This is a genomic window from Planomonospora parontospora, from assembly GCA_014647935.1.
GTDB lineage: Bacteria > Actinomycetota > Actinomycetes > Streptosporangiales > Streptosporangiaceae > Planomonospora > Planomonospora parontospora.
The window spans coordinates 127,434-151,168 of the sequence record BMQD01000004.1 but is presented as its reverse complement, the minus strand read 5'-3'; the positions used below and the strand labels follow the sequence as shown (position 1 = coordinate 151,168).

The following is a 23,735-nucleotide window of genomic DNA, read 5'->3' as shown; positions in this document are numbered from 1 at the left end:
AGCCGCGGAACAGGTCTGCGCTCGTCGGCCAGGAGAACATCACCGGCCCCGGTAGACCGGTGGGCGCTTCTCGCGGAAGGCCAGGGATCCCTCCTTGGCGTCCTCGGAGCCGATGACCGGCCAGCCGATGGCGTCGGAGACCTTCAGGGCCTCGGGCTCGGGCAGGCCCTCGGTCTGGCGGCAGGCGCGCAGGATGGCCTGTACGGCCAGCGGCCCGCAGGCGGCGATCTGCGCGGCGGCCTCCAGGGCGGACTCCAGCGCGGTGCCGTCCGGGACGACCCGGTTGACCAGGCCCATGGCCAGGGCCTCCTGCGCGGTGACGGCCCGGCCGGTCAGCAGGATGTCCATGGCGAAGGCGTAGGGGATCTGCCGGGGGAGGCGGACCGCGGAGCCGCCCATCGGGAACAGCGCGCGGCGGGCCTCGAACAGGCCGAGGACGGCCGACTCGGCGACCACGCGCAGGTCGGTGCCGATGAGCAGCTCGGTGCCCCCGGCCACGGCGTGGCCCTCGACCGCGCAGACGACGGGCTTGGTGGGCAGTGCGCCGGAGTCGCGCAGCAGGCCCTTCCAGTGGTAGTCGGGGATCTGCGCGGCCCGCTCGGCGACGCGGGGGTCGGACGACGGGCGGCCCATGGCCTTGAGGTCGGCGCCCGCGCAGAAGGTGCCGTTCGCGCCGGTCAGCACGGCGACCCGGACCTCCGGCTCGTCGGAGACGTAGGCCCACGCGTCGGCCAGGCCGACCAGCATGTCCGTGGAGAGGGCGTTCTTCGCCTCGGGCCGGTCCATGGTCACGACGACGACGTGGCCGTCGCGCTCGACCCGGCAGTGCGGCGTGCTGATCGGCAGCTGTTCCACGGACGACCTCCGTCATTGCCCCAAGCGCTTGTTAGGGGATCCTAGATCGGCCACCGCCTGTGCCGCCAGACGGCGCGGAGGTCAGGCCTTCAGGTGGGCGTAGACGATGATGTTGTCCTCGTAGTGCCCGGTCGCCGGGTCGAAGGCGCCGCCGCAGGTGATCAGCCGGAGCTCGGGCGTGGCGGTCTCGCCGTACACCCGGTCGGTGGGGAAGGCGTCCTTGTCCACCCGCTCCAGCTCGTCCACGGTGAAGACGGCGGTCCTGCCGTCGGCGCGCTTGACCTTGACGGTGTCACCGGGCTCGAGGGTGTGCGTCCTGGCGAAGACCGCGGGCCTGCCGTAGGCGTCCACGTGCCCGAGCAGTACGGCGGGGCCCGCCTCGCCGGGCGTCGGGCGGTGCTTGTACCAGCCGACGAGCTCCGGGCGGTCCAGTGCGGGGACCTCGACGGTCCGGTCGGCGTTCAGGCCGACCGGGTCGATCGGCGCACCCTTCACCCCGATCGCCGGGATGTCCAGGCTGACCGGCTCGGACCCGGTCATCGCCTCGGCGGTGGTGAACGCCGGCTTGCCGGCGGTGCCGGATGACCTGCCGGACTTCTTGGACCCATCCGCCTTCGAGGACTTGGCGGCGTCCTTGGAGTCCTCGGCGTCCTCGGACTCCTCGGCGTCCCCGGCCGCCGAGGAGTCCGGCGCCCCGGGTCCGGCGGAGTCCTCCTGGACCGAACCCGGGACCGGGAGGGCGGAGGGCGGGTCGTTGGCCAGGGCGGCTCCGGTGACGAGTACGCCGCAGAAGATCGCCAGGGCCGCTCCCGTGGTGACGGCGATGCGGCGCTTGGACGGAGTGGAGCCGGACATGGCCGGGACACCTGCCTCAGGTCGGGGTGGGCGGGGCGGGGCGGGGCGCGGACCCGGGACCGGGGCCGCGCCCCGATGGAGCGCTGGGGCTTCAGCCCCGGTGGAGCCTCAGCCCTGGCGGCCGAAGCGGCCGAACAGGGCCGCGCCGGTGCCGCCGGCGATCAGCGTGCCGCCGAGCGCCAGCGCGGCGAGGGGGGAGGAACCGGTGCCGGTGGTGTTCGCGGCGAGGTTCTGCTCGATGCGGCCGCCACCGGTCTGCGCGCCGCCCCGGGGGGTGTAGGTGTAGGAGTAGATCTTCGTGTAGACGTTCGTCTGCGTGTGCACGTGCGTGTGCGCGCCGGTGCGCGCCCGCGGGCTCTTGACCGTCAGCCGGGCCGACGACTTCTGGCCGGTGGGCAGCTTGGCGGTGAACCAGTAGGAGCCCGCGTCGGTGCTGGACGGGACGTGGAACCGCTTGATGGCGGCGCCGTTCCGGTCGAGCTTGAGGGTGAACCTGCGGCCGGCCGGGTCGACCAGGGTGACCCGGGTGCCGGGGGCCACGTACGTGGTCGCGATCAGCGCGGTGAACTTCCCGCCCGCGGTGATCGTGTCCGGGGTCAGGTCCAGGGCGATCCGGCCCGCGGGCAGCGGCGTCCTGACGACGGTCAGCGCGGCGGAGTCGCGGGCGCCGTCCGGCAGCGAGGCCGAGACCGCGTAGCGGCCGGGCCTGGTGCCCTTGGGCACGGTCAGAGTGATCCGCGCGCAGCCGTGCGCGTCGAGCTTCGCCCGGTGGAGGCGGCCGGCCAGGTCCTTGACGGTGACCACGGTGCCGGGCTTGGCCCGCTTCGTGTTGACGACGGCCTGGTAGGTCTGACCGGCCCGGACGCTGCCCGGGCTGGTGCGCAGGTCCAGCGAGGCGACCGGTGCGGCCTTGACGACCGCCCAGGTCTCGACCGGCTCGGCGCGGGTGACGCTGACGCGCAGGGTGTGCTCGCCGAGGCGGGCGTCGGCCGGGGCGGTCATCCCGATGACGGCCCGGCCCGAGCGGATGATGCCCGCGGCGCTCCTGCCGCCGATGCCCCGGATGAAGACGCGGGCGCCGTTCGGCACCTCCAGGGTGCGAACCGTCACGGTGTAGGCGCCGCCGCGCACGATGGCGCCGGGGGTGACGACGGCCGAGTCGATGACCGGCCGCTTGACCTCCACGACGTCGCCGGGCGGGGGGTTCGGCGCGGACCCGGGGCCCTGGGCGGGCGCGGGGTCCTGCGCCGGCGGCGCAGGGACGGGGTCCTGGGCGGGCGCGGGCTTCTCGACGGGCTGCTCGGCGGGCTCCTCGGCCGGAGCCTGCGCCGGGACCGGGTCGGCCTCGGCCACGGGGGCGGGCTCCGCGGCGGGCGCCTCGGCCTCCGCCTCCGGGGCGGCGGCCTCCGGGGCGGCGGCGGGCGCGGCCTCGGGGGTCACCCCCTCGGAGGCGGTGACGTCGAGGTCGCCCCGCGCCTCGGTCAGATCGACGACGGAACCGGCCGGGACGCCGTCGATGTCGTCGGCGAACGCCGGGGAAGCGGTCAGTACGGCGAGGCCGAGAGCACCGGCGGCCGCCAGGGACTTGTTGAAACGCATGATCTCCCCATCGCGGAGACGGCGGGTGGTCAACATGAGCCCAGCTCGGGGACGCCGCCTCTCGCCTAGCCATATTGACCGAGCAAAGTTCCCATAAGGGACAAATAAGCAGTTTCATCCATGAACTTGACTTTCTTCTTACCTTTCATGAGCTATGCGTGACGGCGGCGGTGCCGATGGTGATGGGAAGGCAAAGGGCCTGCCAGGATCCGCCCGCGAATCAAACGCTTGTTAGGCGAGCGTGGCCGGGTTACTCTGCCCCTGCGAACAAGAACACGTTCTCGTTCGAGGGCTCCCATGCCGCCGGTGCCGTGCCGCGATCCGGGGACGCGCACCGCTCCGGCGGCCGGGGTGCCTTCCGACCAGAGGGGAACCCGCGATGGGCACGCTCGGCTTCTGGAGACTGGCGCAGGCGGATCCGGACCGGATCGCGGCCGTGGACCCGGACGGCACCGAACACCGCGCGGGAGACCTGCTGGCCCGGGCGAACCGCCTCGTGCACGGCCTGCGGAAGCTGGGCCTGGAGCCCGGCGACGGGATCTGCGGCCTGGTCCCCAACGGCGCCGACGGCCTGGTGCTCTACCTGGCCGCGCTGCAGGCCGGGTGGTACTACACGCCGGTCAACTGGCACCTCACCGGTCCCGAGATCGCCTACATCATCGACGACAGCGAGGCCAGGGCCTTCTTCGTGCACGAGCGCCACGCCGAGGAGGGCATGCGCGCCGCCGCCGGGTCCGGCCTGCCCGCCGACCGCGTCTTCGCCTTCGGCCGGGTGGACGGCGCCCGGCCCGCGGCGGAGCTGACCGACGGCCGCCCGGACACCGCCCCCGCAGGCCGTACGGCGGGCGCGACCATGCACTACACCTCCGGCACCACGGGCCGGCCCAAGGGCGTGCGCCGTCCGCTCAACGGCCTGGACCCGGACGACTCGGCCGAGCTGATGACCTTCCTGCTGTCGATGTTCGGCATCACCCCCGGCGAGGAGAACGTCCACCTGGTCACCTCGCCGGGCTACCACACCGCCGTCACCCAGTTCGGCGGCACGGCCCTGCACATGGGCCACACGCTCGTCTACATGGACCGGTGGGACGCCGAGGAGATGCTCCGGCTCTGCGAGCGGTACCGCGTCACCAACTCGCACCTGGTCCCCACCCACTTCAAGCGCCTGCTCTCGCTGCCCGAGGAGACCCGGAGGGCCTACGACCTGTCCTCGCTCAGATGGATGATCCACGCCGCCGCCCCCTGTCCCGTCCCCGTCAAATGGGCGATGCTCGAGTGGTGGGGCGACTGCGTCTACGAGTACTACGCGGCGACCGAGGGCGGCGGCACGATCGCCACCCCCGAGGGCTGGCGCAAGCACCCGGGCACCGTCGGCACGGCCTGGCCGATCAGCGAGCTGCTCATCGTGGACGAGGACCTGCGGCCGGTCCCCACCGGCACCCCCGGCACCGTCTACATGAAGATGATGGGCGCCTCCTTCGAGTACAAGGGCGACCCGGCCAAGACGGAGGCCAACCGCCTGCGGGACTTCTTCACCGTCGGCGACATCGGCTACCTGAACGACGAGGGCTTCCTCTTCCTCTGCGACCGCAAGGCCGACCTGATCATCTCCGGCGGGGCCAACATCTACCCGGCCGAGATCGAGAACGAGCTGACGGTCCACCCGAAGGTCGCCGACGTGGCCGTGTTCGGCGTGCCCGACGAGGAGTGGGGCGAGCAGATCAAGGCCGTGATCGAGCCCGCGCCCGGGGTGGAGCCCTCCCCGGAGCTCGCCGCGGAGATCCTCTCCTCCCTGGAGGGCCGCCTGTCCAGGATGAAGTGGCCGAAGAGCGTCGACTTCATCGAGGAGATGCCGCGCGAGCCCAACGGCAAGCTCCTCAAACGCCGGCTGCGCGACCCCTACTGGGAGGGACATGACCGTGCCATCTGAGGCGCCGCCCGGGGCGGCCGCGTCGCCGGGAGGGGCCGTCGCGGACCCCGGCGGAACCGTCGCGGATCCCGGCGGAACCGTCGCGGATCCCGGCGGGGTTCCCGCCGGAGACCCCGTCGTCGACCCTGTCGTCGACCACGTCCTGGAGTTCCCCGGCGGTTACACGCGCACGACCGGGCCGGTGATCGGGCGCTTCCTCACCGAGCTGCGGGACGCGCGGATCGTCGGGGTCCGCACCGCCGACGGCCGGGTCCTGGTGCCTCCGCTGGAGTACGACCCGGCCACCGGCGAGGACGTCACCGGGGAGTTCGCCGAGGTCGGCCCGGCCGGGACCGTGCAGAGCTGGGCCTGGGTGGGCGCCCCCCGCCCGGAGCACCCCCTTGCCCGCCCGTTCGCCTGGGCGCTGATCCGCCTCGACGGCGCCGACACGGCGCTGGTCCACGCGGTGGACGCCGGCGACGCCCGCGCCATGCGCCCCGGCCTGCGGGTCCGCCCCCGCTGGCGGGCCGAGCGCACCGGGCACATCACCGACATCGAGAGCTTCGTGCCCGAGGTAACGAAGATCGTCTCTCCGGTCCGCGCGGAGTACCGCCTGCGGCCCGGCCGGGCCCTGACCCGGTTCCTGGAGGGCGTGGCCCGGGGCGTGCTGCTGGGCTGCCGCTGCGGTTCCTGCGGCAAGGTCTACATGCCCTACCGCCTGTCCTGCCCCGAGTGCGGAGTCGCGATCACCGAGGAGCGCGAGCTGCCGGACACCGGCACGGTCACCACCTTCGCGATCAACAACCTGCCCGACCCCCGCGCCCCCGAGGTGCCGTTCGTCTCGGCCTACATCCTGCTCGACGGCGCGGACGTGCCGCTGATCGCGCTGGTCGGCGACGTCCCGGCGCACGAGGTGCGGCAGGGCATGCGGGTGCGGGCGGTCTGGGCCCCGCGACAGGAGTGGGCGCCGTCCCCGCTGTCGATGTCGAACATCAAGTGGTTCGCCCCCACCGGCGAACCCGACGCCGAGCTGTAGGGGGACGCGGATGCGTGAGGTGGCGGTCGTGGCGTTCGCCCAGACCCGGCACAGCGCGGTCGACGAGGGGCTGAGCGAACCGGAGCTGATCCTGCCGGTGATCGAGGAGGTGCGGCGCGCGTCGGGCCTGCGGACGTTCGGCTTCACCTGCTCGGGCAGCTGTGACTATCTCGCGGGCGCGCCGTTCTCGTTCGTCTCCGCGCTCGACGCGGTCGGCGCCTGGCCGCCGATCTCCGAGAGCCACGTGGAGATGGACGCGGCCTGGGCGCTGTACGAGGCGTGGGTCCGGCTCCAGCACGGCGACGTCGACTCGGCGCTGGTCTACGGCTTCGGCAAGCCCTCCCAGGGCGACCTGCACCAGATCATGACCCTCCAGCTCGACCCGTACTACCTGGCCCCGCTCGGCCTGGATCACGTCTCCTACGCCGCCCTGCAGGCCTCGGCGCGCGGGACGGACCGGGCCGAGCTCGACGAGATCGTACGGCGCAGCCGCGCCGCCGGGCGGGCCAACCCCTACGCCCTCGACCTGCCCGATCCGGAGGGGGACGCCTTCGAGGTCGAGCCGCTGCGGCCGTACGACGTCGCGGCCCCCGCCGACGGCGCCGCCGCGGTGGTGCTGGCGGCCGGGGACCTCGCCCGGAGCGTGTGCGAACGCCCCGCCTGGATCACGGGCATCGCCCATTGCATGGATTCCCATTACCTGGGAATGAGAGACCTTGCCCGGTCGGCCTCCGCCGCCGAAGCCGCACGCGCGGCGGGGGCCGGCAAGGCTCAGGTCGACGTGGCCGAGCTGCACGTCCGGTTCAGCCACGAAGAACCCATCCTCCGCGAGGCGCTCGGCCTCGACGGGGCCTTTTCCGCCGCCACCGAGGTCAATCCCAGCGGCGGCCCGCTGGCCGCCGACCCCGTCATGGCCACCGGCCTGATCCGGATCGGCGAGGCGGCCCGGCGCGTCATCGACGGCACCGCGGACCGCGCCCTCGGCCACGCCGCGAGCGGCCCCTGCCTGCAGCACAACCTCGTCGCCGTGCTGGAGGGCTGAGCCATGGGGGCGGAGCGGATCCGGCGCGGTGAGCGGAGCGAGCGAGGAGTGGTGAGCGACCATGAGCGGTAACCGCTGCGCGGTCATCGGGGTGGGGCAGACCGAGTACCGCACCAAGAGGCGGGACGTCTCGATCGCCGGGCTGGTCCGCGAGGCCGCCGCCCGCGCGCTCGCCGACGCGGAGCTGACCTGGCGGGACATCGACGCCGTCGTCCTGGGCAAGGCCCCCGACCTGTTCGAGGGCGTGATGATGCCCGAGGCGTACCTCGCCGACGCGCTCGGCGCGGCCGGCAAGCCGATCATGCGCGTGCACACCGCGGGCTCGGTCGGCGGCTCCACCGCCCTGGTCGGCGCCTCCCTCATCCAGGGCGGGGTGCACGACCGGGTGCTGGTGGTGGCCTTCGAGAAGCAGTCGGAGTCCAACGCCACCTGGGCCCTGTCCACGCACCCGCCGTTCAACGCCTCGCTGGTGGTCGGCGCCGGCGGTTACTTCGCCCCGCACATCCGCGAGTACATGCGCAGGTCCGGGGCGCCCGGCCACATCGGCACGCTGGTCGCGGTCAAGGACCGGCGCAACGCGCTGAAGAACCCCTACGCCCACCTTCGGATCCCCGGCATCGACCGGGCCATGGTCGAGTCGACCCCGATGCTCTGGGAGCCGATCCGCTACCTGGAGACCTGCCCGTCCAGCGACGGCGCGTGCGCCCTGGTCCTGGCCTCGGAGAAGGCCGTCACCGGCACCCCCGCCTGGGTCCTCGGCACGGCCATGCGCTCCGAGCCGATCTTCCGGGCCGGCCGCGACACCGTGGACCCGCGGGCGGGCCGGGACTGCGCCGCCGACGTGTACCGGCAGGCCGGGATCACCGACCCGCGCCGGGAGATCGACGTGGCCGAGGTCTACGTGCCGTTCTCCTGGTACGAGCCGATGTGGCTGGAGAACCTCGGCTTCGCCGCCGAGGGGGAGGGCTGGAAGCTCACCGAGTCGGGGGCCACCGCCCTGGACGGCGACATCCCGTGGAACGCCTCCGGCGGGGTGCTGTCGAGCAACCCGATCGGCGCCTCCGGGCTGATCCGGTTCGCCGAGGCGGCGCTGCAGGTCCGCGGGATGGCGGGCGAGCACCAGGTGGACGGGGCCCGCCGGGCCCTCGGGCACGCCTACGGGGGAGGCGCGCAGTTCTTCGCGATGTGGATGGTCGGCAGAGACAGACCCTAGAGCCCTCAGAGCAGGGCCGGACCCTGGCAGCGGTCGAAGGAGCGCCCCCCATGGAGTTCAATCACGCAGATCTGTTCGAAGGGCTCGCGGACGTGATCGGGGAGCGCGTCGCCGTCGTCTGCGACGGGCGCCGCCTGACCTACGCGGAGCTGGACGCGCACGCCAACCGGCTCGCGCACCACCTGGCCTCGCACGGCGTCGGACCGGGGCGGCACGTCGGCCTCCACCTCTACAACGGCGTCGAGTACATCGCCGGGATGCTGGCGGCGCTGAAGCTGCGGGCCGTACCGGTAAACGTCAACTACCGCTACGTCGAGGACGAGCTGCTCTACCTCTACCGGGACGCCGAGCTGGCGGCGCTCCTGTTCGACGTGGAGTTCGGCGACCGGGTGGCGGCCGTCGCGCCCCGGGTCCCCACGCTCGCCCACCTGGTCGCGGTGGGCGGCCCGTCGGAGGTCGCCGGGGCGGTGCCGTACGAGACGGCGCTGGAGGGGATGCCGGAGACGCGCGGCTTCCCCGCCCGCTCCGGGGACGACCTCTACATCGTCTACACCGGCGGCACGACCGGCATGCCCAAGGGCGTGCTGTGGCGGACCGAGGACCTCTTCTTCGCCTTCGGCGGCGGGAACCCGTACGGCGACCCGCTGCGCAGCCCGCAGGCCGTGGTGGAGCAGGCGCGCGCCTCCGGGCCGCTGGTCATGCTGACGGCGGCGCCGCTGATGCACGGCGCGGCCCAGATGGCCACCTTCATCACCTGGTGGATGGGCGGCACCATGGTCTACGTCCGCCGGTTCGACCCCGTCGCGGTGCTGCGCGCGATCGAGCGGGAGAAGGCCTTCACGCTCAGCATCACCGGCGACGCGATGGCCCGGCCGCTCGCCGAGGAGCTCGCCGCGGGCTCCTACGACCTGTCGTCGCTGGGCGTGCTCAGCTCCACCGGGGCGATCCTGACCGGAGCGGTCCGCGACCGGCTCCAGGAGCTGGTCCCGCACGTGATGATCGTCGACAGCTTCGGCTCCACCGAGTCCGGCTACACCGCCTCGGCGGCCCCCGGCTCCTCCCCGGAGACCGGACTGCGCTTCCAGCCGAACGCCACCGTCGGCCTGACGGTGCTCGGCCCGTCCCTGGAACCGGTGAAACCCGGCTCCGGAGAGGTCGGCACGGTCGCCAGGAGCGGCCGCATCCCGCTCGGCTACCACCGGGACGAGGAGAAGACCCGCCGCACCTTCGTCACCGACGCGGCGGGGGTGCGCTGGCTGCTCACCGGCGACCTGGCCACGGTCGAGGAGGACGGCACCGTCGCGTTCCTCGGCCGGGGTTCGGGCTGTATCAACACCGGCGGGGAGAAGGTCTTCCCGGAGGAGGTCGAGGCGGTGCTCAAGGGCCACCCCGCGGTCTTCGACGCCGTCGTCACCGGGGTGCCGGACGAGCGCTGGGGGAGCAGGGTGGCCGCGGTGGTCGAGCCCCGCCCCGGCACGGCTCCGACGACCGCGGAGCTCGACGCGCACTGCCGGAGGAGGCTCTCCGGTTACAAGGTCCCCCGGATCTTCGCCTTCGTCGACGAGATGGTCCGCTCGCCGGCGGGCAAGGCCGACTACCGCTGGGCCCGCGAGACGGCCCAGGCCGCCTCGCGGTAGGCCTCCCGTTGCGGGTCCCCGGTGCGGGCCGCCTGATCACGCCGCCGGAGACCGTGTACGGGACGGACCCGTCGGAGCCCCCGGTCGGCGTCACGGCGACGGGCACGGTGCGGTGCGCTGGCCGGATCCTCCGGATGTTTGGCATTCGGGCCACTGCCGCCGGTCCGGGCGTGTGGTGGACGGTAGGTCCATGACATTCCACATGATCGAGGAAGCCGCCGTCGGCGCCTCCCGCACCACCCCGCCGCCCGCCACCGGCGGCGGGCGCGTGGAGGCCGCCGGCCGCCGCGGCGCAGGCGGTGTCCACCCCCGGCGGAGGGGAACGGGTCGCCGTTCCCCGGGTACGGGGGAGGGGCGATGACCAGGGCGGTGCTGTTCCACGGGCTCGGCGGGCCCGAGGTGATGCGGCTGGAGGAGGTGGAGGTCGGTGAGCCGGGCCCGGGCGAGGTGCGGATCCGGGTGGACGCGATCGGCCTCAACCGGGCGGAGGTGCTGTTCCGCACCGGGCACTACATCGAGCCGGTGAAGCGGTTCCCGGCCCGGCTGGGCACGGAGGCGGCCGGTGCGGTCGAGGCGGTGGGCGAGGGCGTGACCGGGTTCCGGCCGGGGGACGCGGTCAGCACCGTGCCCGCCTTCTCGCAGAACGACCACGGCGTCTACGCCGAGCGGGCGATCGTGCCCGCGGCGGCGCTGGTACGGCGTCCCGAAGGGCTCGACGCGGTCGGGGGCGCGGCCGTGTGGATGCCGTACCTCACGGCCTACGGCGGGCTCGTGGAGGTCGGCGGGATGCGTCCCGGGGACACCGTCGTGCTGAACGCGGCCTCCAGCAGCGTGGGCCTGGCCGCCCTGCACGTCGCCGAGCGGATCGGCGCCACGCCGATCGCCGTCACCCGCACCGCCGCCAAGAAGGAGGCGCTGCTGAAGGAGGGCGCGGCGGACGTGATCGTCAGCGATTCGGAGGACGTGGCCGAGCGGGTGCTCGCGGCGACCGGGGGGCGGGGCGCGGAGTACGTCTTCGACGCCGTCGCCGGTCCGGGCGTGCGGGACCTGGCCAGGGTGGTCGCCGAGGGCGGCACGCTGCTGCTGTACGGCGCGCTGAGCGGCCGGGAGACCCCTTATCCGGGTTTCGAGCTCGGCATGCCCGCGCTGAACATGCGCACCTACACGATGCTGGAGACGGCCAGGCGGCCCGAACGGCTGCGCCGGGCCGCCGCCTTCGTGACCTCCGGGTTGCGCTCGGGCGCCTTCCGGCCCGTGGTGGACCGCACCTTCGACCTGGACGGCATCGTCGAGGCCCACCGGTATCTGGAGTCGGACGCCCGGATCGGCAAGGTCGTGGTCACCGTCGCGCACTGACCGCCGCCGGGCCGTCGGGCCACCGGGGGAGAGGCCCCCGCGGCCGTCTCCGGGACGGCGCCGCGGACCCTCAGTCCTTGAAGTAGACCGACTGGTGGGCGGTGGCCAGCAGGGTGCCGCCGCGGCTCCACAGGTGGGCGGTCTGGTCGAAGTACCCCCGGGAGAAGCGGTGGGTGCGCGCGGTGCCCAGGACGTGGTCCTCGCCGCAGGCCTCGAGCTCCGCGGCGTCGGCGTGGAAGTACACGGTGAGGGAGACGGTGCCGGCCGCCACGTACCGGCCCTGCCGGAGGAACACCCGGGGATAGAACACGTCGCACATCGCCGTCAGCGCCGGGAAGTCGAGGGGTCGGGCCGGCGCGTCGCGCACCCACAGGGTCGAGGTGGAGTCCGGGTGCTCACCGGCGTCCTGCTCCGGCACGGCGCCGGTGACGAACCGCATCTCGTAGTTGCGGGCCCAGGCGATGAAGTCCGGGAACCCGTGCACGGCGACGGCGTCCGGCGGCGGCACGGACGGCATGGCGAGCTCGGTGTCCGACCAGGTGTCCCGGCGGAGGCCGAAGACCGCGGTGGCGGTGGTCGCGACGGCGCCGTCCTGGGTCAGCTCGATCATCCAGTGCTGGTTGGTCCGGTTGGTGCGCACGGGCCGCGCGGTGACGTCGAAGTCGCCGTCGGCGACGGGGCCCGCGTAGTTGACGGTGAGGGAGAGCGGCTCGCCGAGCCGGTCGGGGTGCTGCTGGACGGCGCGTACGAGGGTGGCGGCGGTGACCCCGCCGAAGGGGCCGACCATGTTCGCGTACTCCGGCCGGGTCCGGCCGCGCAGGCGGCCGCCGGCCACGGGGGTGAGGGCGACGGCCGCGGTGAAGGGATGCGGCGGGGCGTCGATCTCGGTCACGCTGTCTCCTCGGAGCGGGATGGACGTTCCGCGGGACGGATGATCCGCGGGATGGATGATCCGGCGCACACCGGATATGTGTCCGACAACTTACCTAGACCAGGCACGGCGGACCCCCGACCCCCTCGACCTCGGGCCCGTCCCGGGTGGCGCTCCGTTCGGAAAGCGCTTACCTTAGGAGGTGGCCGGTGCCCGAGCGCCGCGGCCGAACCGGTGACGAAAGGCTTTTCGATGATCCACTCATATGACCCCCGGACCGGCGAGACCGTCGGCGAGCCCTTCCCCGCGAACTCTGCGGCGGAGGCGGACGCCGTCGTCCGCGCGGCCCATGCCGCCGGCCGGGTCTGGCGGGAGACGCCCGCCACCGAACGCGCCCGCGAGCTGTCCGGCGGCTCCGGCGAGACCCGCGCCCAGGTGCTGGAGGCCGTGGCCGAGGCGCTGGAGAAGAACGTCGAGGAGCTCTGGCGGGTCGCCGATGCCGAGACCGCGCTGGGGGAGACCCGGCTCCGCGGTGAGGTGGCCCGCGCCGCCGGGCAGTTCCGGCTCTTCGCCAAGGTGCTGCGCGACGGCGGCCACGCCGAGGCGGTCATCGACCACGCCACCACCGAGCCCCCCGTCCCCGACCTGCGCCGGATGAACCGCCCCCTGTCCGGCGTGGTCGGCGTCTACGCGGCCAGCAACTTCCCCTTCGCCTTCTCCGTCATGGGCGGCGACACCGCCTCGGCGCTGGCCGCCGGGTGCGCCGTGGTGGTCAAGGCCCACGACGGCCACCCTCGCACCTCCGAGCTGTCCGCCGAGGTCGTCCGGGGCGCCCTGCCCGACCCGGCCCTGCTCGGCCTGGTCCGGGGGCGCGAGGCCGGCGGGTGCGTGGTCCGCCACCCGCACGTGGTGGGGATCGGCTTCACCGGCTCCATCCCCGGCGGCAAGGCGATCCAGGCCATGATCGACGAGCGGCCCGACCCGATCCCCTTCTACGGCGAGCTGGGCAGCGTCAACCCGGTGGTCGTCCTCCCCTCGGCCCGCCGCGAGGGCCTCGCCGAGGGGTTCGCCGCCTCCCTCACCCTCGGCGTCGGCCAGTTCTGCACCAACCCCGGCCTGCTGTTCGTGCCCGAGGACGCCGGGCTGCTCGTCTCCCTCGCCGAGGCGGTCGCCGCCACCACCGGCGGGCCGATGCTGACCGCGCGCATGCGGGAGGGCTTCCTGCACGAGCTGGAGCGGCTGTCGGAGCTCGACCGGCTGGCCGAGGGCCGCGCCGGCGAGGGCGCCTACGCGGTGACCCCCCAGCTCTTCACCACCGGTCTCGAGGCGTTCGCCGCGGCCCTGCCGCGGGTGGCCGAGGAGTGCTTCGGCCCGGCGGGGATCGTGGTGACCTACCGCGATCCGGCCGAGCTGCCCGCCGTACTGGAGCGGCTGGACGGCTCGCTCACCGCGACCGTGCACGCGACCGACCCGGCCGAGGCCGAGGAGATCGCCGAGGTGCTGACCCGCAAGGCGGGCCGGGTCATCTGGAACGGCTGGCCGACCGGCGTCGCCGTGCGCTGGGCCATGCACCACGGCGGCCCGTGGCCCTCCAGCACCGCCCCCGCGCACACCTCGGTCGGCGCCGCGGCCATCCGCCGCTGGCTGGTGCCCACCTCCTACCAGGACTGGCCCGCCGAGCTGCTCCCGCCGGAGCTGCGCGACGACAACCCGCTCGGTGTCCCCCGCCGCGTCGACGGGACGCTCACCCTCTGATCCCCGGGCGGCGGCACCGGCACCGGGAACCGGCCCCGGTGCCGCCGCCCGGTCCGCTCGCGGCACGTCGGTGAGGCGGGCCTGCCCTCCTCCGCGCCGGAGAGGACGGCGCGCTGCCGGAGAGGCGCGCGCCTCCGGCTCGCGCCGGTCACCGGAGGCGCCGGTGCTCAGACCTGGGTGAGCCGGGTCCCGCGCTCGGTGCGCAGGTGCAGGGCCGTACGGCCGTCGCGGCGGGTGGTCACCAGCCCCGCCTCCCGGAGCGCGCCCACGTGCTGGGAGACCGCGCTGGCCGTGATGCCCAGGCGCCGGGCCAGCTCCCCGGTGGGGCACGGCTCGCCGAGGGCCTCCAGCAGCGCCGCCTTCGTACGGCCCAGCACCGCCGCCAGCCCTTCGGGCACCGGCCCCGCGGGCTCCCAGAGCGTGCCGAGCCCGCGTGCCGGGTACCGCAGGGACCCGGCGGCCAGGGGCTCCATGTCGATGCAGATGTACGGCCAGCAGAAGATCGTCGGGAACAGCACGAGCCCGTGGCCGCCCAGGTCGACGGTGAAGGAGCCGGGCGTGCGCCGCCCGCTCACCACGAGGTCCCCCTCCCGCCAGGTGATGTTCTCGTGCAGGGCGGCGAAGAGGCCCTCCACGCCGCGGGCGGCCAGCGTGCGCGCCCGGTGCTCGACGTCGGCGAGCAGGATCGCCCGCATCCGCCCCCAGTGCGGGGCGATCAGCCGGTCGTGGTGGCGCTCCAGTGCGCCGGCCAGCCGCTCCAGGACCGCCGCCGGATCGGCGCGCAGCTCCGGACGCCCGCCCGGGCCGAAGAGCCGGTCGAGCTCGGTGCGGAAGTGGTCGTGCGGGGTGCGCCGCACCCGTTCCAGCTCGTCGGCGAAGGCCGGTTCCGGGCCGGAGGGCGGCGGCAGCAGGAAGGCCGCCACGCAGCCGGACGTCAGGTCGGCCAGGAGCGGCAGGTCGGGATCGCCGGCCACCGCCTTCCCGGCCTGCCGGACCCAGCGGTGGTGCACCGCGTTCGCGCCGTCGCGGAACAGGAGCTTGACGGCGAAGACGGTCTCCGCGAGAGGCGAGTAGGCGAACCGGACGCGGGCCGTCTCCGTCCGGGACAGCGTGATCGTGACCGCCATCCGAGCCTCCGATGTTGTAGAACCGGCTAAACGATAACGCCGCCCGCCCGCTGCGGCGCACCCTGTCCGGCATGACCATTGCTGACGCCCCGGCCCCCGTGAGGGGCCTGGGCAGGGACTGGCGTCACCTGTGGGGCGCCGGGGCCCTGTCCACGCTCGGCGACGGCGCGCTCGTCGCCGCCATGCCGCTGCTCGCCGCCGCGACCACCGACGACCCCGTGCTGGTCTCCGGCGTCACCGCCGCGGCCACCCTGCCGTGGCTGCTGCTCAGCCTGCCGATGGGGGCCTGGGTCGACCGGTTCGACCGGCGGCGCCTGATGATGGCCGCCCAGGGCGCGCACGTGTTCCTGATCGCCGTGCTGGCGCTGCTGGTGACACTCGGCGCGGCCCGGATCTGGATGCTGTTCGTCCTGGCCTTCGGCGTCGGCGCGGCCGGCCTGCTGGTCACCGGGGCCGGCGAGGCGCTGATCGTCTCCGTCGTGCCGAAGTCGGAGCTGGAGACCGCCAACGGGCGCAGGGTCGCCACCGAATCGATCCTGGGGGAGTTCGGCGGCCCGCCCCTCGGCTCGGCGCTGTTCGCGCTGGCGATGCCGCTGCCGTTCTGGCTGGACGCCGCCATGTTCCTGCTGGCGCTCATGATGATCACCCGGATCCGTGCGGGCGGCGCGGTCGAGCGCTCCCGGCCGCGCGGGCGCATGCTCGCCGAGATCGGGGAGGGCCTGCGCTGGCTGGCGCGCAACCGGCTGCCCAGGACCCTCACGCTGATCGCCGGGGCCGGCAACTTCTGCGAGACCATGGCCCTGTCCACACTGGTGCTGTTCGCCCGCGACGTGCTCGGCGTCGGATCCGGAGGGTACGGCGTGCTGGTGGCCGCCATGGCGGTCGGCGGCGTGGCCGGCAGCCTCGTGGCCGGGCGCGTCGTCGTCCGGTTCGGCGGCCGGCCGATCGCGCTCGGCGTCCAGCTGGTGATCCCGCTGAGCTGGCTGGGCATCGCCCTGGTCGGCAGGAGCGCCGTCACGGTGGTGGCCCTCTTCACCGTCTTCTCACTGGCCGTGGCGCTGTGGAACGTCATGGCCTCCTCCCTGCGCCAGCGCCTGATCCCGGCCGAGCTGCTGGGCAGGGTCGGCGGAGCGGGCCGCATGATCTCCTTCGGCGCCATCCCGCTCGGCGCGGTCTGCGGCGGCCTGGTCGCCGACGCCTTCGGGCTGGTCGCCCCCTGGATCGTCTGCGCCGTGCTGCGCCTGCTGGTCAGCCTGCTGGCCTGGCCGAGCCTGCGCCGCTGGGAGGACTGACCGGGCCCGCCGGGTCAGGCGGCGGGGACCTCCACCCCGGCCTCCGGCCGGCGGCGCGGGCGGCCGGTGCGGGCCCCGGTCACGGGGCCGAGGCGTACCGGTCATGACGCCGGGGTGTCCCGGTCACGGGGTCGGGGCGTACCGGTCGATCCAGGACAGGCCGCCGAGGTCCAGGCGGTGGCGGGCCCGGGTCACCGCGACGTAGGCCAGACGCGCCTCGGCGTCGCCGACCCGGCCCTGGCGGCGCTCGCCGTCCTCGCCCTCCGAGACCTCGGGCTCGCCGCCCCTGAAGTCCCCGCCGATGCGCACCCGCGTCCACTCGCGGCCCTTGGCCTTGTGCGCGGTCGAGACCACGACCTCGGCGTCGCGCTCGTCGGTCAGCCGGGAGAGCGCGTCCAGGAGGACCTCGGGGCCGTGCTCGTCGACCAGATCGACGAAAGTCCGCAGGTCGCGGCCGGCCGGGTCGAACTGCGCGTAGTCCTGCAGGTCGCCCCAGGTCTCGAAGAGGGCCAGCTCGGGATGCCAGGTGCGGCGGCCGGCCCTGAGGTCGCGGGCGGCCCTGGTCAGCGAGGCCAGGCCCTCCCCGCCGCCGACCAGGCCGACCCGCCCGGCCGTCTGCAGCAGGGCCATGATCTCGGCCATCGTGCCCAGGTTGGTCCGGCACAGGATCGCGTCCGGGTGCTCCACCGCGGCCAGCTCGGTGGGGACGTCCGGGGTCCCGCTCAGCCGGATGGGGGCGTCGACCAGGGTCAGCCACCGGTTGGCCTCCTCCGCCAGCGCCGGGCCGAACCGGAAGGACTGCGAAAGGGCGAGCCGGGTGCCGTCGAAGCCGGACATCACGTCGCGGGCGCCCCGCCAGCCGTAGATCGCCTGGGCGGAGTCGCCGACCATGACGAGCTGGGCGTGGTCCCGCTGGCCGGTGAAGAGCCGCTCGACCGCGGGGTTGGTGTCCTGGGCCTCGTCGAGCAGGAGGAAGTCGGCCTCGATCCGGGGCTCGGTCAGCGCCCACATCTTCAGGTAGTGGTCGTGCTCGAAGCGCACCGCGCCCTCGTACGGGCTCTGCAGGTCCGTCCAGGCCCTGCGGGCGTAGGGCAGGACGAGCTCCGCCAGCTCGGCGTGCAGGGGGTCGGCCTCCAGGCCGCGCAGCCGGGGGACGTGGCCGGCGGTGATCTCCCGGGCCGCGGAGTGGCAGAACCGGCTGACCGTCTGCAGGGCGGCCATGGACGCGGTCCTGCCGGTGATCCTGCGCTCGCCGATGCGCACCGCCAGATTCGGGGCGATGCCGAGATGGGCGCCCACCTGCCAGCTCGGGATCCGGACGGCGTTCGCCATCCGCTGCCGGTAGCGGTGGCCCACGGCCCGGTAGGCGAGCGAGTGCGTGGTCCGGCACTCCACGGTCGGCGGGAAGACCTGGGCGGCGGCCACGGCGATGGCCTTGTTGAAGGCCATGTACAGCCCGCGCCGCGGGGTGGCGGCGGCGAGCATCGTGAGCGTGGTGGTCTTACCGGTCCCCGCTCCGGCCTGCAGGGCGAGGTCCTCGCCGTCGCGGAAGGCGGCGACGGCGGCCTCCTGCTCGATCGTCGGTGCGGGCACGGGGGGCTCCTGCGGGAAGAGGTCGGACACGACGGAAGACCTCAGAATGTAATCGATCGGTGACGTTGAGGTATATCGGTTTTGGCGAAGATCCCGATGAGGCGCCGGTGGAGTGCGGCGTTCCGGGCGCGGAGCGGGAGGAGGCCGCAGGGGAGAACCGGGCCCCACCGGGTCAGGCGGTGAGGCCCGGGGCCGGAGGGCGGAGGGCGGAGGGCAGGATCCGGGGGAGGAGCCCATGGGAGGGGTCCGGGGCGGAGGGCGGCGGACGGACGCCGGGTCCGTGCCGAGGGACCCGGCGGGCGGGTCAGTCGCTGTGGCGCTGCCTGTAGGCGGCCTGGGCCGCGGTCAGTCTGGCCGCCATCTCGCCCAGAAAGTCCTCGGCGGTCAGCTGGCCGAGCAGGACCTTCTGGAACTGCGGCTCCGCGTCGGTCTTGGTGATCGTGTTGAACTCCGGCAGGTGGTACGGCATCTGCACGACCCTGGTCGCCGGGTCGTTGAGCACCTTGACCGCCATGTCGACGTGCTGCAGCTTCTTGATCCAGGGCTCGTCGTTGACCTCGGTGTTGGCCGGCAGCACGCCGGTCTTCTCCGCCCAGTGGCTGTTCATCGCCTTGGAGGCGGCGAACTCGGCGAACTTGAAGGCGGCGTCCTGCTTCTCCCCGCCGGCGAACAGGCCGATGCCGGTGACCGGATTCGACAGGATCGTGCGCACGCCGCTCCCGGACCTCGGCACGGCCATGGCCGCGACCCGGTCCGCGCCGAGCGTCTTGACGTGGTCGTTGTAGGAGCCCAGGTTGTGCTGCATCATCCCGATGCCGCCGCCGTCGAACTGGGCGACCATCTTCACGTAGTCGTTGTTGTAGTCGGCCTCGGGCGTGACCCTCTTGTAGAGGGCGGCGTACCTCTCCAGCGCGGCCACGTTCCGCGGGTCGTCGACGGTGGCCCGGCCCGCGGCGTCGAAGATCTCCGTGATGCCGGACTGGGCGTACAGCACCTCCAGCAGCTGGGCGATGGAGCCCGCGCCGCCCCGGATGGTGTAGCCGTGGCGGTCCTTGCCCGCGCGGGTCAGCCGCTGGGCCGCGGCGTAGAAGTCGTCCCAGTTCTGCGGGACCTCCAGGCCGGCCGCGGAGAACCAGTCCGTCCGGTACCAGAACACGCCCATGTTGGTGGACAGCGGCACCATGTAGATCCTGCCGTCCGCCACGGTCGCCTTCACCGTGTTGACCACCTGCTCGTTCAGCCTGCCGTTCAGCGCGCCGTCCGAGATGCGGTCGTCGACCGGCTCCAGCGCCTCCTGCGCCACCAGGTTGGAGAGCATCGCGCTGGTGACGCCGCCCACGTCGGGCGGTTCCCCGCCGGCGATCGCGGCGTCGTACCTCTGCTGCGCCTGGGAGATCGGGATGCCGACGTACCTGACCTCGATGGTGGGGTTGGCCTTCTGGAACTCGGCGATGATGCGCTGCCACACAGGGGTGCGGGCGGGACCGCCGTTGTCGTCCCAGAAGGTGATCACGACCTTGCCGTCGGGGCCGGCGCCCGGATCCCCGGACCCGCAGGCGGCGGCGCCGGTCCCGAGCACGAGTGCGGCGGCGAGGACCGCCGTACGCCTGGAGCGTGTGGTCATTGCTCTGGAACCTCTCAACGCTCTTGTACCTCTCGACCCGACGTACCTCTCGACCCGAGGCACCTCTGCGAGACGTACCTCATCGACGCGACGACGGCCGGTGCGATCGGCGGGCGGGAGACCGGCGGGCGGGGCGTCCATGCCGTGCGGCTCCGACGGGGGCGTATTCTGAGATCCGCCGCGTCGACTGCCATCGGAGGGCCGACTCCTTCCCGTTCGGTGCTGGGGGCTTGCAACCGGTTGCGTGAAACATGGCGGATACCAGAACGCAACGTCAAGAGCGCAATTTGATAAACCCCGACTGAACTGGGGCGGAGTGCCGCTCCAGGATTCATCGGGATGGCAACCGTTCCCGCCCCTCCGAACCCTCTGACACGCGGCGTTGACAGCGGTGCAACCGTTTGTACTACCCTGCTGCCGGGCCCGGTGAGCACCCCGGCGAAGGAGCAGAGTGGCAGCGACGATCAGGGACGTGGCGCAGGCGTCGGGTGTGCACGTCTCCACGGTCTCCCGCACCTTCTCCGCGCCCCATCTGGTCAACCCCGAGACGCGCAACCGCGTGCTCGCGGTCGCCGAGGACCTCGGCTACCGCCCGAACCGCGCGGCCCGCGCGCTGACCACCGGCCGGACGCACAACCTCGGGCTGATCGTCGCCGACATCTCCAACCCGTTCTTCCCGCCGCTGATCAAGGCGGCCCAGGCGCACGCCAGGACGCGCGACTACCACGTCTTCGTGGCCGACACCGACGAGGACCCGCAGGTGGAGGAGGAGCTGATCAAGGCCCTCGCCAAGCAGGTCGACGGGGTGCTGCTGTGCAGCCCGCGGTTGTCGAACCGGGCCATCGAGCGGCTCCACGCCGACGTGCCGTTCGTCGTGGTGAACCGCGAGGTCAAGGGCATGCCGACGGTGCTGATGGACATCGGCCAGGGCGCCCGGCTCGCGATCGAGCACCTGGCCGGGCTCGGCCACCTCAGGGTCGCCCTCGTCTCCGGGCCGAGCGGGTCGTGGACGAGCAAGCGGATGCGGGAGGCCGCCGCCGCGGTGGACGGGGTCGACCTGGTCTTCCTCGGCCCCAACACCCCCACCGAGCAGGGCGGCCTCGCCGCCGCCGCCGAGGTGGCCGCCTCGGGCGCGACCGGTGTGCTCGCCTACAACGACCTGGTCGCCATGGGGCTGATCGAGGGGCTCCACGAGCGGGGCGTCCAGGTCCCCGGCGACGTCAGCGTCGTCGGAGTGGACGACATCGTCGCCGGCCGGCTGAACCGGCCCAAGCTCACCACCGTGGCCATGCCCACGGCCGCCGCCGGGCGGATGGCCGTGGACCTGCTGCTCCAGTCGGTGGCCGAGGGCGGCACTGCCACCCTGGCCACCCTGGCGACCGGCCTGGTCGTCCGGGAGTCCACCGGACCGGCCCCGGAACCGGCCGCCTCCTGACGCAGCCCGTCTTCCGACGCCACCCGTCTTCTGAGGCGGCCCGTCTCCTGGCGCCGGCCGCCGCCTCCGCGCCGGCCGCTTCCGCCGAAAGATCATCACTCGGGCGCATGATCCCCTAGCATGATCTTTCCTCGTGAAGATCTGTCGTTCGGATGGGGCGGACATGGCGACGTTCAGCCGGAGAAACCTGATCAAGACGGGTGCGGCGCTGGCGCCGGTCCTGCTCACCGCCCGCCCGGCCGCCGCCGCACCGCCGCCCACCGGGCTCCAGACGACCGGTACGGCTCCGGCGGAGCTGGCCGGGTTCGACGAGGTGATGAAGACCTTCGTCAAGGAGCGCGAGATCTCCTGCGCGCAGCTCGCGATCTCCAAGCGGGGCAGGCTCCTGCTGGCCCGCGGCTACTACACCGCGTCCCAGGCGCGATACGTCCCGCCCGTGAGCCCGACCTCGCTGTTCCGGATAGCCAGCCTGAGCAAGCCCGTCACCGCGGCCGCGGTCATGCGCCTGGTCCAGGAGGGCCGGCTCGGCCTCTCGGCCCCGGTCACCACCCTGCTGGGCCTGCCGGCCGAGGCCGACCCCCGCCTGGCGCAGGTGACCGTGCTCCGCCTCATGCAGCATCTGGGCGGCTGGGACCGGAGCGTCTCCCTGGACCACCTCTGGTCCGACCACGCGATCTCCGCCGCGCTCGACGTGCCCCTGCCGATCGACCACGCCGACATCATCAGGTACGCCACCGCCCGGCCCCTGGACTTCGCCCCCGGGACGAGGATGGCCTACAGCAACTACGGCTACATGCTGCTCGGCCGGATCATCGAGAAGGCCTCCGGAACGGACTACGAGTCGTACGTCAAGGAGAAGGTCCTCGCCCCGCTCGGCATCACCCGGATGCGGATCGGCCGCAGCCTCCGGTCGGAGGCCGCCGCGGGCGAGGTGGCCTACGCGTCGCAGTACACCGCCAAGACCGTCCTGGACGACACCGGGACCACCGTGCCGTACCCCTACGGCGGCTTCAACGTGCCCAACCACGACGCCAACGGCGGCTGGCTGGCCTCCGCCGTCGACCTCGTCCGCTTCGCCGGCGTCCTCGACGCCGCGGGCCCGGTGCTCGACGCGGCGTCGATCGCGAAGGTGCTCGCCAAGCCCGAGATCGGTGTCAGCGGGGACGGCTGGTGGTACGGGTGCGGCTGGTACGTGCGCCAGGTCCCGGGGAACCTCAACACCTGGCACGCGGGCGGCATGCCCGGGACCTACACCTACCTGGCCCGCCTGCAGAACGGTTTCACCTACGCCGCGCTGTTCAACCGGCGAGAGGAGCAGGGCACCCCCGACTACGACGTGCTCAGCTCCCGGATGAACGCCGCCCTGAACAAGGTCGCCTCCTGGCCCGCCACCGATCTCGGCCCCCGCTACTTCTGAGGGACCCCGTCGCTTCTGAGCGGCCGGCGTGCCCGCCTACAATGACCCGGTCGCGACGGGGCCGATCGGGGGCTCCGCGAGCGGGGCGCCCGGGAGTCCACCGGACCGGCGCCGGGACCGGCCGTCTCCTGATGAAAGGCGCACGCATGCACTTCGGAACCACGCCGTCGGGGGAGCCCGTCGAGCGGCACGTCCTGTCCAGCGGGCGGATGCGCGCCGCGGTGCTGAGCTACGGCGCGGTCGTGCAGTCCCTGGAGGTCTCCGGGGTCGACGTGGTGCTCGGCTGCGGCACACTGGAGGACTACCTGACGCGCAGCCGCTACTTCGGCGCGGTCGTCGGGCGGTACGGCAACCGCATCGCGGGCGGGCGGTTCACCCTGGACGGGGCCGCCCACGAGCTCCCGGTCAACGACGGGCCCAACAGCCTGCACGGCGGGCCGGGCGGCTTCTCCTCGCGGGTCTGGCGGGTCGCCGACGCCTCGCCGTCGGCCGTGACGCTGGAGTACGTCAGCCCGGACGGCGAGGAGGGCTATCCGGGCACGCTGACCGCGAGCGTCACCTACACGCTGACCGACGACGCCCTGGTCCTGGACTACCGCGCGACCACCGACGCGCCGACCGTGCTCAACCTGACCAACCACTCCTACTTCAACCTCGCGGGCGCCGGTTCCGGCGACGTCCTCGGGCACGTCGTCCGGATCGACGCCGACCACTACCTGCCCGTCGACTCCACCAAGATCCCGACCGGCGAGCTCGCGCCGGTGGCGGGCACCCCGTTCGACTTCACGACGCCGCGCGCGATCGGCGAGCGGATCGACGACCCGGCGCTGGGCGGCGGCTACGACCACTGCTACGTCCTGCGCGGCGACATCGAGGTCCGCGAACCCGTCAGCGGCCGCGTCATGCGGGTCACCACCACCGAGCCGGGCGTGCAGTTCTACTCCGGCAACATGCTCGACGGCGTGGTCACCGATTACGGCAGGCACGCGGGCCTGTGCCTGGAGACCCAGCGCTTCCCCGACTCGCCGAACCGGCCGGAGTTCCCCTCCACCGTGCTGCGCCCCGGCGAGGAGTTCACCTCCGGCACGGTCTACCGGTTCGGCTGACCCCTCGGGGCCG

18 protein-coding genes are annotated in these 23,735 nt (G+C 73.5%); 11 read left to right on the top strand and 7 right to left on the bottom strand.

Annotated elements, in window-relative coordinates; genetic code table 11:
• Nucleotides 1–39 precede the first annotated feature (39 nt).
• From IEZ07_RS08240 to IEZ07_RS08230, 3 genes are all read right to left on the bottom strand, one after another.
• Nucleotides 40–855 carry a crotonase/enoyl-CoA hydratase family protein gene (locus IEZ07_RS08240; RefSeq protein WP_191894207.1) on the bottom strand — a complete coding sequence of 272 codons (816 nt, stop codon included), beginning with the start codon at nt 853–855 and terminating at the stop codon, nt 40–42.
• 81 nt (nt 856–936) lie between these two features.
• Nucleotides 937–1,710 carry a class F sortase gene (locus tag IEZ07_RS08235; RefSeq protein WP_191894206.1) on the bottom strand — a complete coding sequence of 258 codons (774 nt, stop codon included), beginning with the start codon at nt 1,708–1,710 and terminating at the stop codon, nt 937–939.
• 108 nt (nt 1,711–1,818) lie between these two features.
• Nucleotides 1,819–3,309 carry a hypothetical protein gene (locus IEZ07_RS08230; RefSeq protein ID WP_191894205.1) on the bottom strand — a complete coding sequence of 497 codons (1,491 nt, stop codon included), beginning with the start codon at nt 3,307–3,309 and terminating at the stop codon, nt 1,819–1,821.
• A gap of 379 nt (nt 3,310–3,688) precedes the next feature.
• Here IEZ07_RS08230 and IEZ07_RS08225 point away from each other — a divergent pair, with 379 nt between their 5' ends.
• From IEZ07_RS08225 to IEZ07_RS08200, 6 genes are all read left to right on the top strand, one after another.
• Entirely contained in the window at nt 3,689–5,239 is a 1,551-nt protein-coding gene (locus tag IEZ07_RS08225) for an acyl-CoA synthetase (protein WP_191894204.1), read from the top strand.
• Nucleotides 5,223–6,254 carry a Zn-ribbon domain-containing OB-fold protein gene (locus IEZ07_RS08220; RefSeq protein ID WP_191894203.1) on the top strand — a complete coding sequence of 344 codons (1,032 nt, stop codon included), beginning with the start codon at nt 5,223–5,225 and terminating at the stop codon, nt 6,252–6,254. The genes IEZ07_RS08225 and IEZ07_RS08220 overlap by 17 nt, the downstream gene beginning before the upstream one ends.
• A gap of 10 nt (nt 6,255–6,264) precedes the next feature.
• Entirely contained in the window at nt 6,265–7,296 is a 1,032-nt protein-coding gene (locus tag IEZ07_RS08215) for a thiolase family protein (protein ID WP_191894202.1), read from the top strand.
• Between the two features lie 61 nt (nt 7,297–7,357).
• Nucleotides 7,358–8,509 (top strand): thiolase family protein, encoded by a 1,152-nt coding sequence (locus IEZ07_RS08210; RefSeq protein WP_191894201.1) that lies wholly within the window; start codon nt 7,358–7,360, stop codon nt 8,507–8,509.
• 50 nt (nt 8,510–8,559) lie between these two features.
• Nucleotides 8,560–10,146, top strand: coding sequence for an acyl-CoA synthetase (locus IEZ07_RS08205; protein WP_191894200.1), 1,587 nt, complete (start codon nt 8,560–8,562; stop codon nt 10,144–10,146).
• A gap of 357 nt (nt 10,147–10,503) precedes the next feature.
• Nucleotides 10,504–11,502, top strand: a complete 999-nt coding sequence (locus IEZ07_RS08200) for a zinc-dependent alcohol dehydrogenase family protein (protein ID WP_191894199.1) — start codon at nt 10,504–10,506, stop codon at nt 11,500–11,502.
• A gap of 70 nt (nt 11,503–11,572) precedes the next feature.
• Here IEZ07_RS08200 and IEZ07_RS08195 read toward each other — a convergent pair whose 3' ends face one another.
• Complete coding sequence (locus IEZ07_RS08195) at nt 11,573–12,394, bottom strand: acyl-CoA thioesterase (RefSeq protein WP_191894198.1); 822 nt, start codon at nt 12,392–12,394, stop codon at nt 11,573–11,575.
• A gap of 231 nt (nt 12,395–12,625) precedes the next feature.
• Between IEZ07_RS08195 and IEZ07_RS08190 the strand changes: the two genes are divergently transcribed.
• Nucleotides 12,626–14,128 carry an aldehyde dehydrogenase (NADP(+)) gene (locus IEZ07_RS08190; RefSeq protein ID WP_191894197.1) on the top strand — a complete coding sequence of 501 codons (1,503 nt, stop codon included), beginning with the start codon at nt 12,626–12,628 and terminating at the stop codon, nt 14,126–14,128.
• Between the two features lie 167 nt (nt 14,129–14,295).
• Here IEZ07_RS08190 and IEZ07_RS08185 read toward each other — a convergent pair whose 3' ends face one another.
• On the bottom strand, nt 14,296–15,255 hold the full coding sequence (locus IEZ07_RS08185; RefSeq protein WP_191894196.1) for an ArsR/SmtB family transcription factor: 960 nt from the start codon (nt 15,253–15,255) through the stop codon (nt 14,296–14,298).
• 71 nt (nt 15,256–15,326) lie between these two features.
• Here IEZ07_RS08185 and IEZ07_RS08180 point away from each other — a divergent pair, with 71 nt between their 5' ends.
• Nucleotides 15,327–16,547 (top strand): MFS transporter, encoded by a 1,221-nt coding sequence (locus IEZ07_RS08180; RefSeq protein WP_191894195.1) that lies wholly within the window; start codon nt 15,327–15,329, stop codon nt 16,545–16,547.
• Between the two features lie 123 nt (nt 16,548–16,670).
• On the opposite strand, the gene IEZ07_RS08175 is transcribed toward IEZ07_RS08180, so the two are convergent.
• Together IEZ07_RS08175 and IEZ07_RS08170 are read right to left on the bottom strand one after the other, a co-directional pair.
• Nucleotides 16,671–18,140, bottom strand: coding sequence for a UvrD-helicase domain-containing protein (locus tag IEZ07_RS08175; RefSeq protein WP_204054310.1), 1,470 nt, complete (start codon nt 18,138–18,140; stop codon nt 16,671–16,673).
• Between the two features lie 304 nt (nt 18,141–18,444).
• Nucleotides 18,445–19,764, bottom strand: coding sequence for an ABC transporter substrate-binding protein (locus tag IEZ07_RS08170; RefSeq protein ID WP_191894193.1), 1,320 nt, complete (start codon nt 19,762–19,764; stop codon nt 18,445–18,447).
• A 451-nt stretch (nt 19,765–20,215) separates the two neighbouring features.
• Between IEZ07_RS08170 and IEZ07_RS08165 the strand changes: the two genes are divergently transcribed.
• The 3 genes from IEZ07_RS08165 (at nt 20,216) to IEZ07_RS08155 (ending at nt 23,722) form a co-directional block, all read left to right on the top strand.
• Nucleotides 20,216–21,199: a LacI family DNA-binding transcriptional regulator gene (locus IEZ07_RS08165; RefSeq protein ID WP_191894192.1), complete on the top strand. Its 984-nt coding sequence runs from the start codon at nt 20,216–20,218 to the stop codon at nt 21,197–21,199.
• A gap of 163 nt (nt 21,200–21,362) precedes the next feature.
• Nucleotides 21,363–22,616: a serine hydrolase domain-containing protein gene (locus IEZ07_RS08160; protein ID WP_191894191.1), complete on the top strand. Its 1,254-nt coding sequence runs from the start codon at nt 21,363–21,365 to the stop codon at nt 22,614–22,616.
• A 146-nt stretch (nt 22,617–22,762) separates the two neighbouring features.
• Nucleotides 22,763–23,722, top strand: a complete 960-nt coding sequence (locus tag IEZ07_RS08155) for an aldose epimerase family protein (protein ID WP_191894190.1) — start codon at nt 22,763–22,765, stop codon at nt 23,720–23,722.
• Nucleotides 23,723–23,735 lie beyond the last annotated feature (13 nt).

Bases quoted from the DNA above. Each gene is read 5' to 3' on its own strand.
- IEZ07_RS08235 (WP_191894206.1), bottom strand. From the start codon at position 1,710: ATGTCCGGCTCCACTCCGTCCAAGCGCCGCATCGCCGTCACCACGGGA.
- IEZ07_RS08210 (WP_191894201.1), top strand. From the start codon at position 7,358: ATGAGCGGTAACCGCTGCGCGGTCATCGGGGTGGGGCAGACCGAGTAC.
- IEZ07_RS08185 (WP_191894196.1), bottom strand. From the start codon at position 15,255: ATGGCGGTCACGATCACGCTGTCCCGGACGGAGACGGCCCGCGTCCGG.
- IEZ07_RS08155 (WP_191894190.1), top strand. From the start codon at position 22,763: ATGCACTTCGGAACCACGCCGTCGGGGGAGCCCGTCGAGCGGCACGTC.
- IEZ07_RS08200 (WP_191894199.1), top strand. From the start codon at position 10,504: ATGACCAGGGCGGTGCTGTTCCACGGGCTCGGCGGGCCCGAGGTGATG.
- IEZ07_RS08180 (WP_191894195.1), top strand. From the start codon at position 15,327: ATGACCATTGCTGACGCCCCGGCCCCCGTGAGGGGCCTGGGCAGGGAC.
- IEZ07_RS08190 (WP_191894197.1), top strand. From the start codon at position 12,626: ATGATCCACTCATATGACCCCCGGACCGGCGAGACCGTCGGCGAGCCC.
- IEZ07_RS08170 (WP_191894193.1), bottom strand. From the start codon at position 19,764: ATGACCACACGCTCCAGGCGTACGGCGGTCCTCGCCGCCGCACTCGTG.
- IEZ07_RS08215 (WP_191894202.1), top strand. From the start codon at position 6,265: ATGCGTGAGGTGGCGGTCGTGGCGTTCGCCCAGACCCGGCACAGCGCG.
- IEZ07_RS08230 (WP_191894205.1), bottom strand. From the start codon at position 3,309: ATGCGTTTCAACAAGTCCCTGGCGGCCGCCGGTGCTCTCGGCCTCGCC.
- IEZ07_RS08160 (WP_191894191.1), top strand. From the start codon at position 21,363: ATGGCGACGTTCAGCCGGAGAAACCTGATCAAGACGGGTGCGGCGCTG.
- IEZ07_RS08225 (WP_191894204.1), top strand. From the start codon at position 3,689: ATGGGCACGCTCGGCTTCTGGAGACTGGCGCAGGCGGATCCGGACCGG.
- IEZ07_RS08205 (WP_191894200.1), top strand. From the start codon at position 8,560: ATGGAGTTCAATCACGCAGATCTGTTCGAAGGGCTCGCGGACGTGATC.
- IEZ07_RS08220 (WP_191894203.1), top strand. From the start codon at position 5,223: ATGACCGTGCCATCTGAGGCGCCGCCCGGGGCGGCCGCGTCGCCGGGA.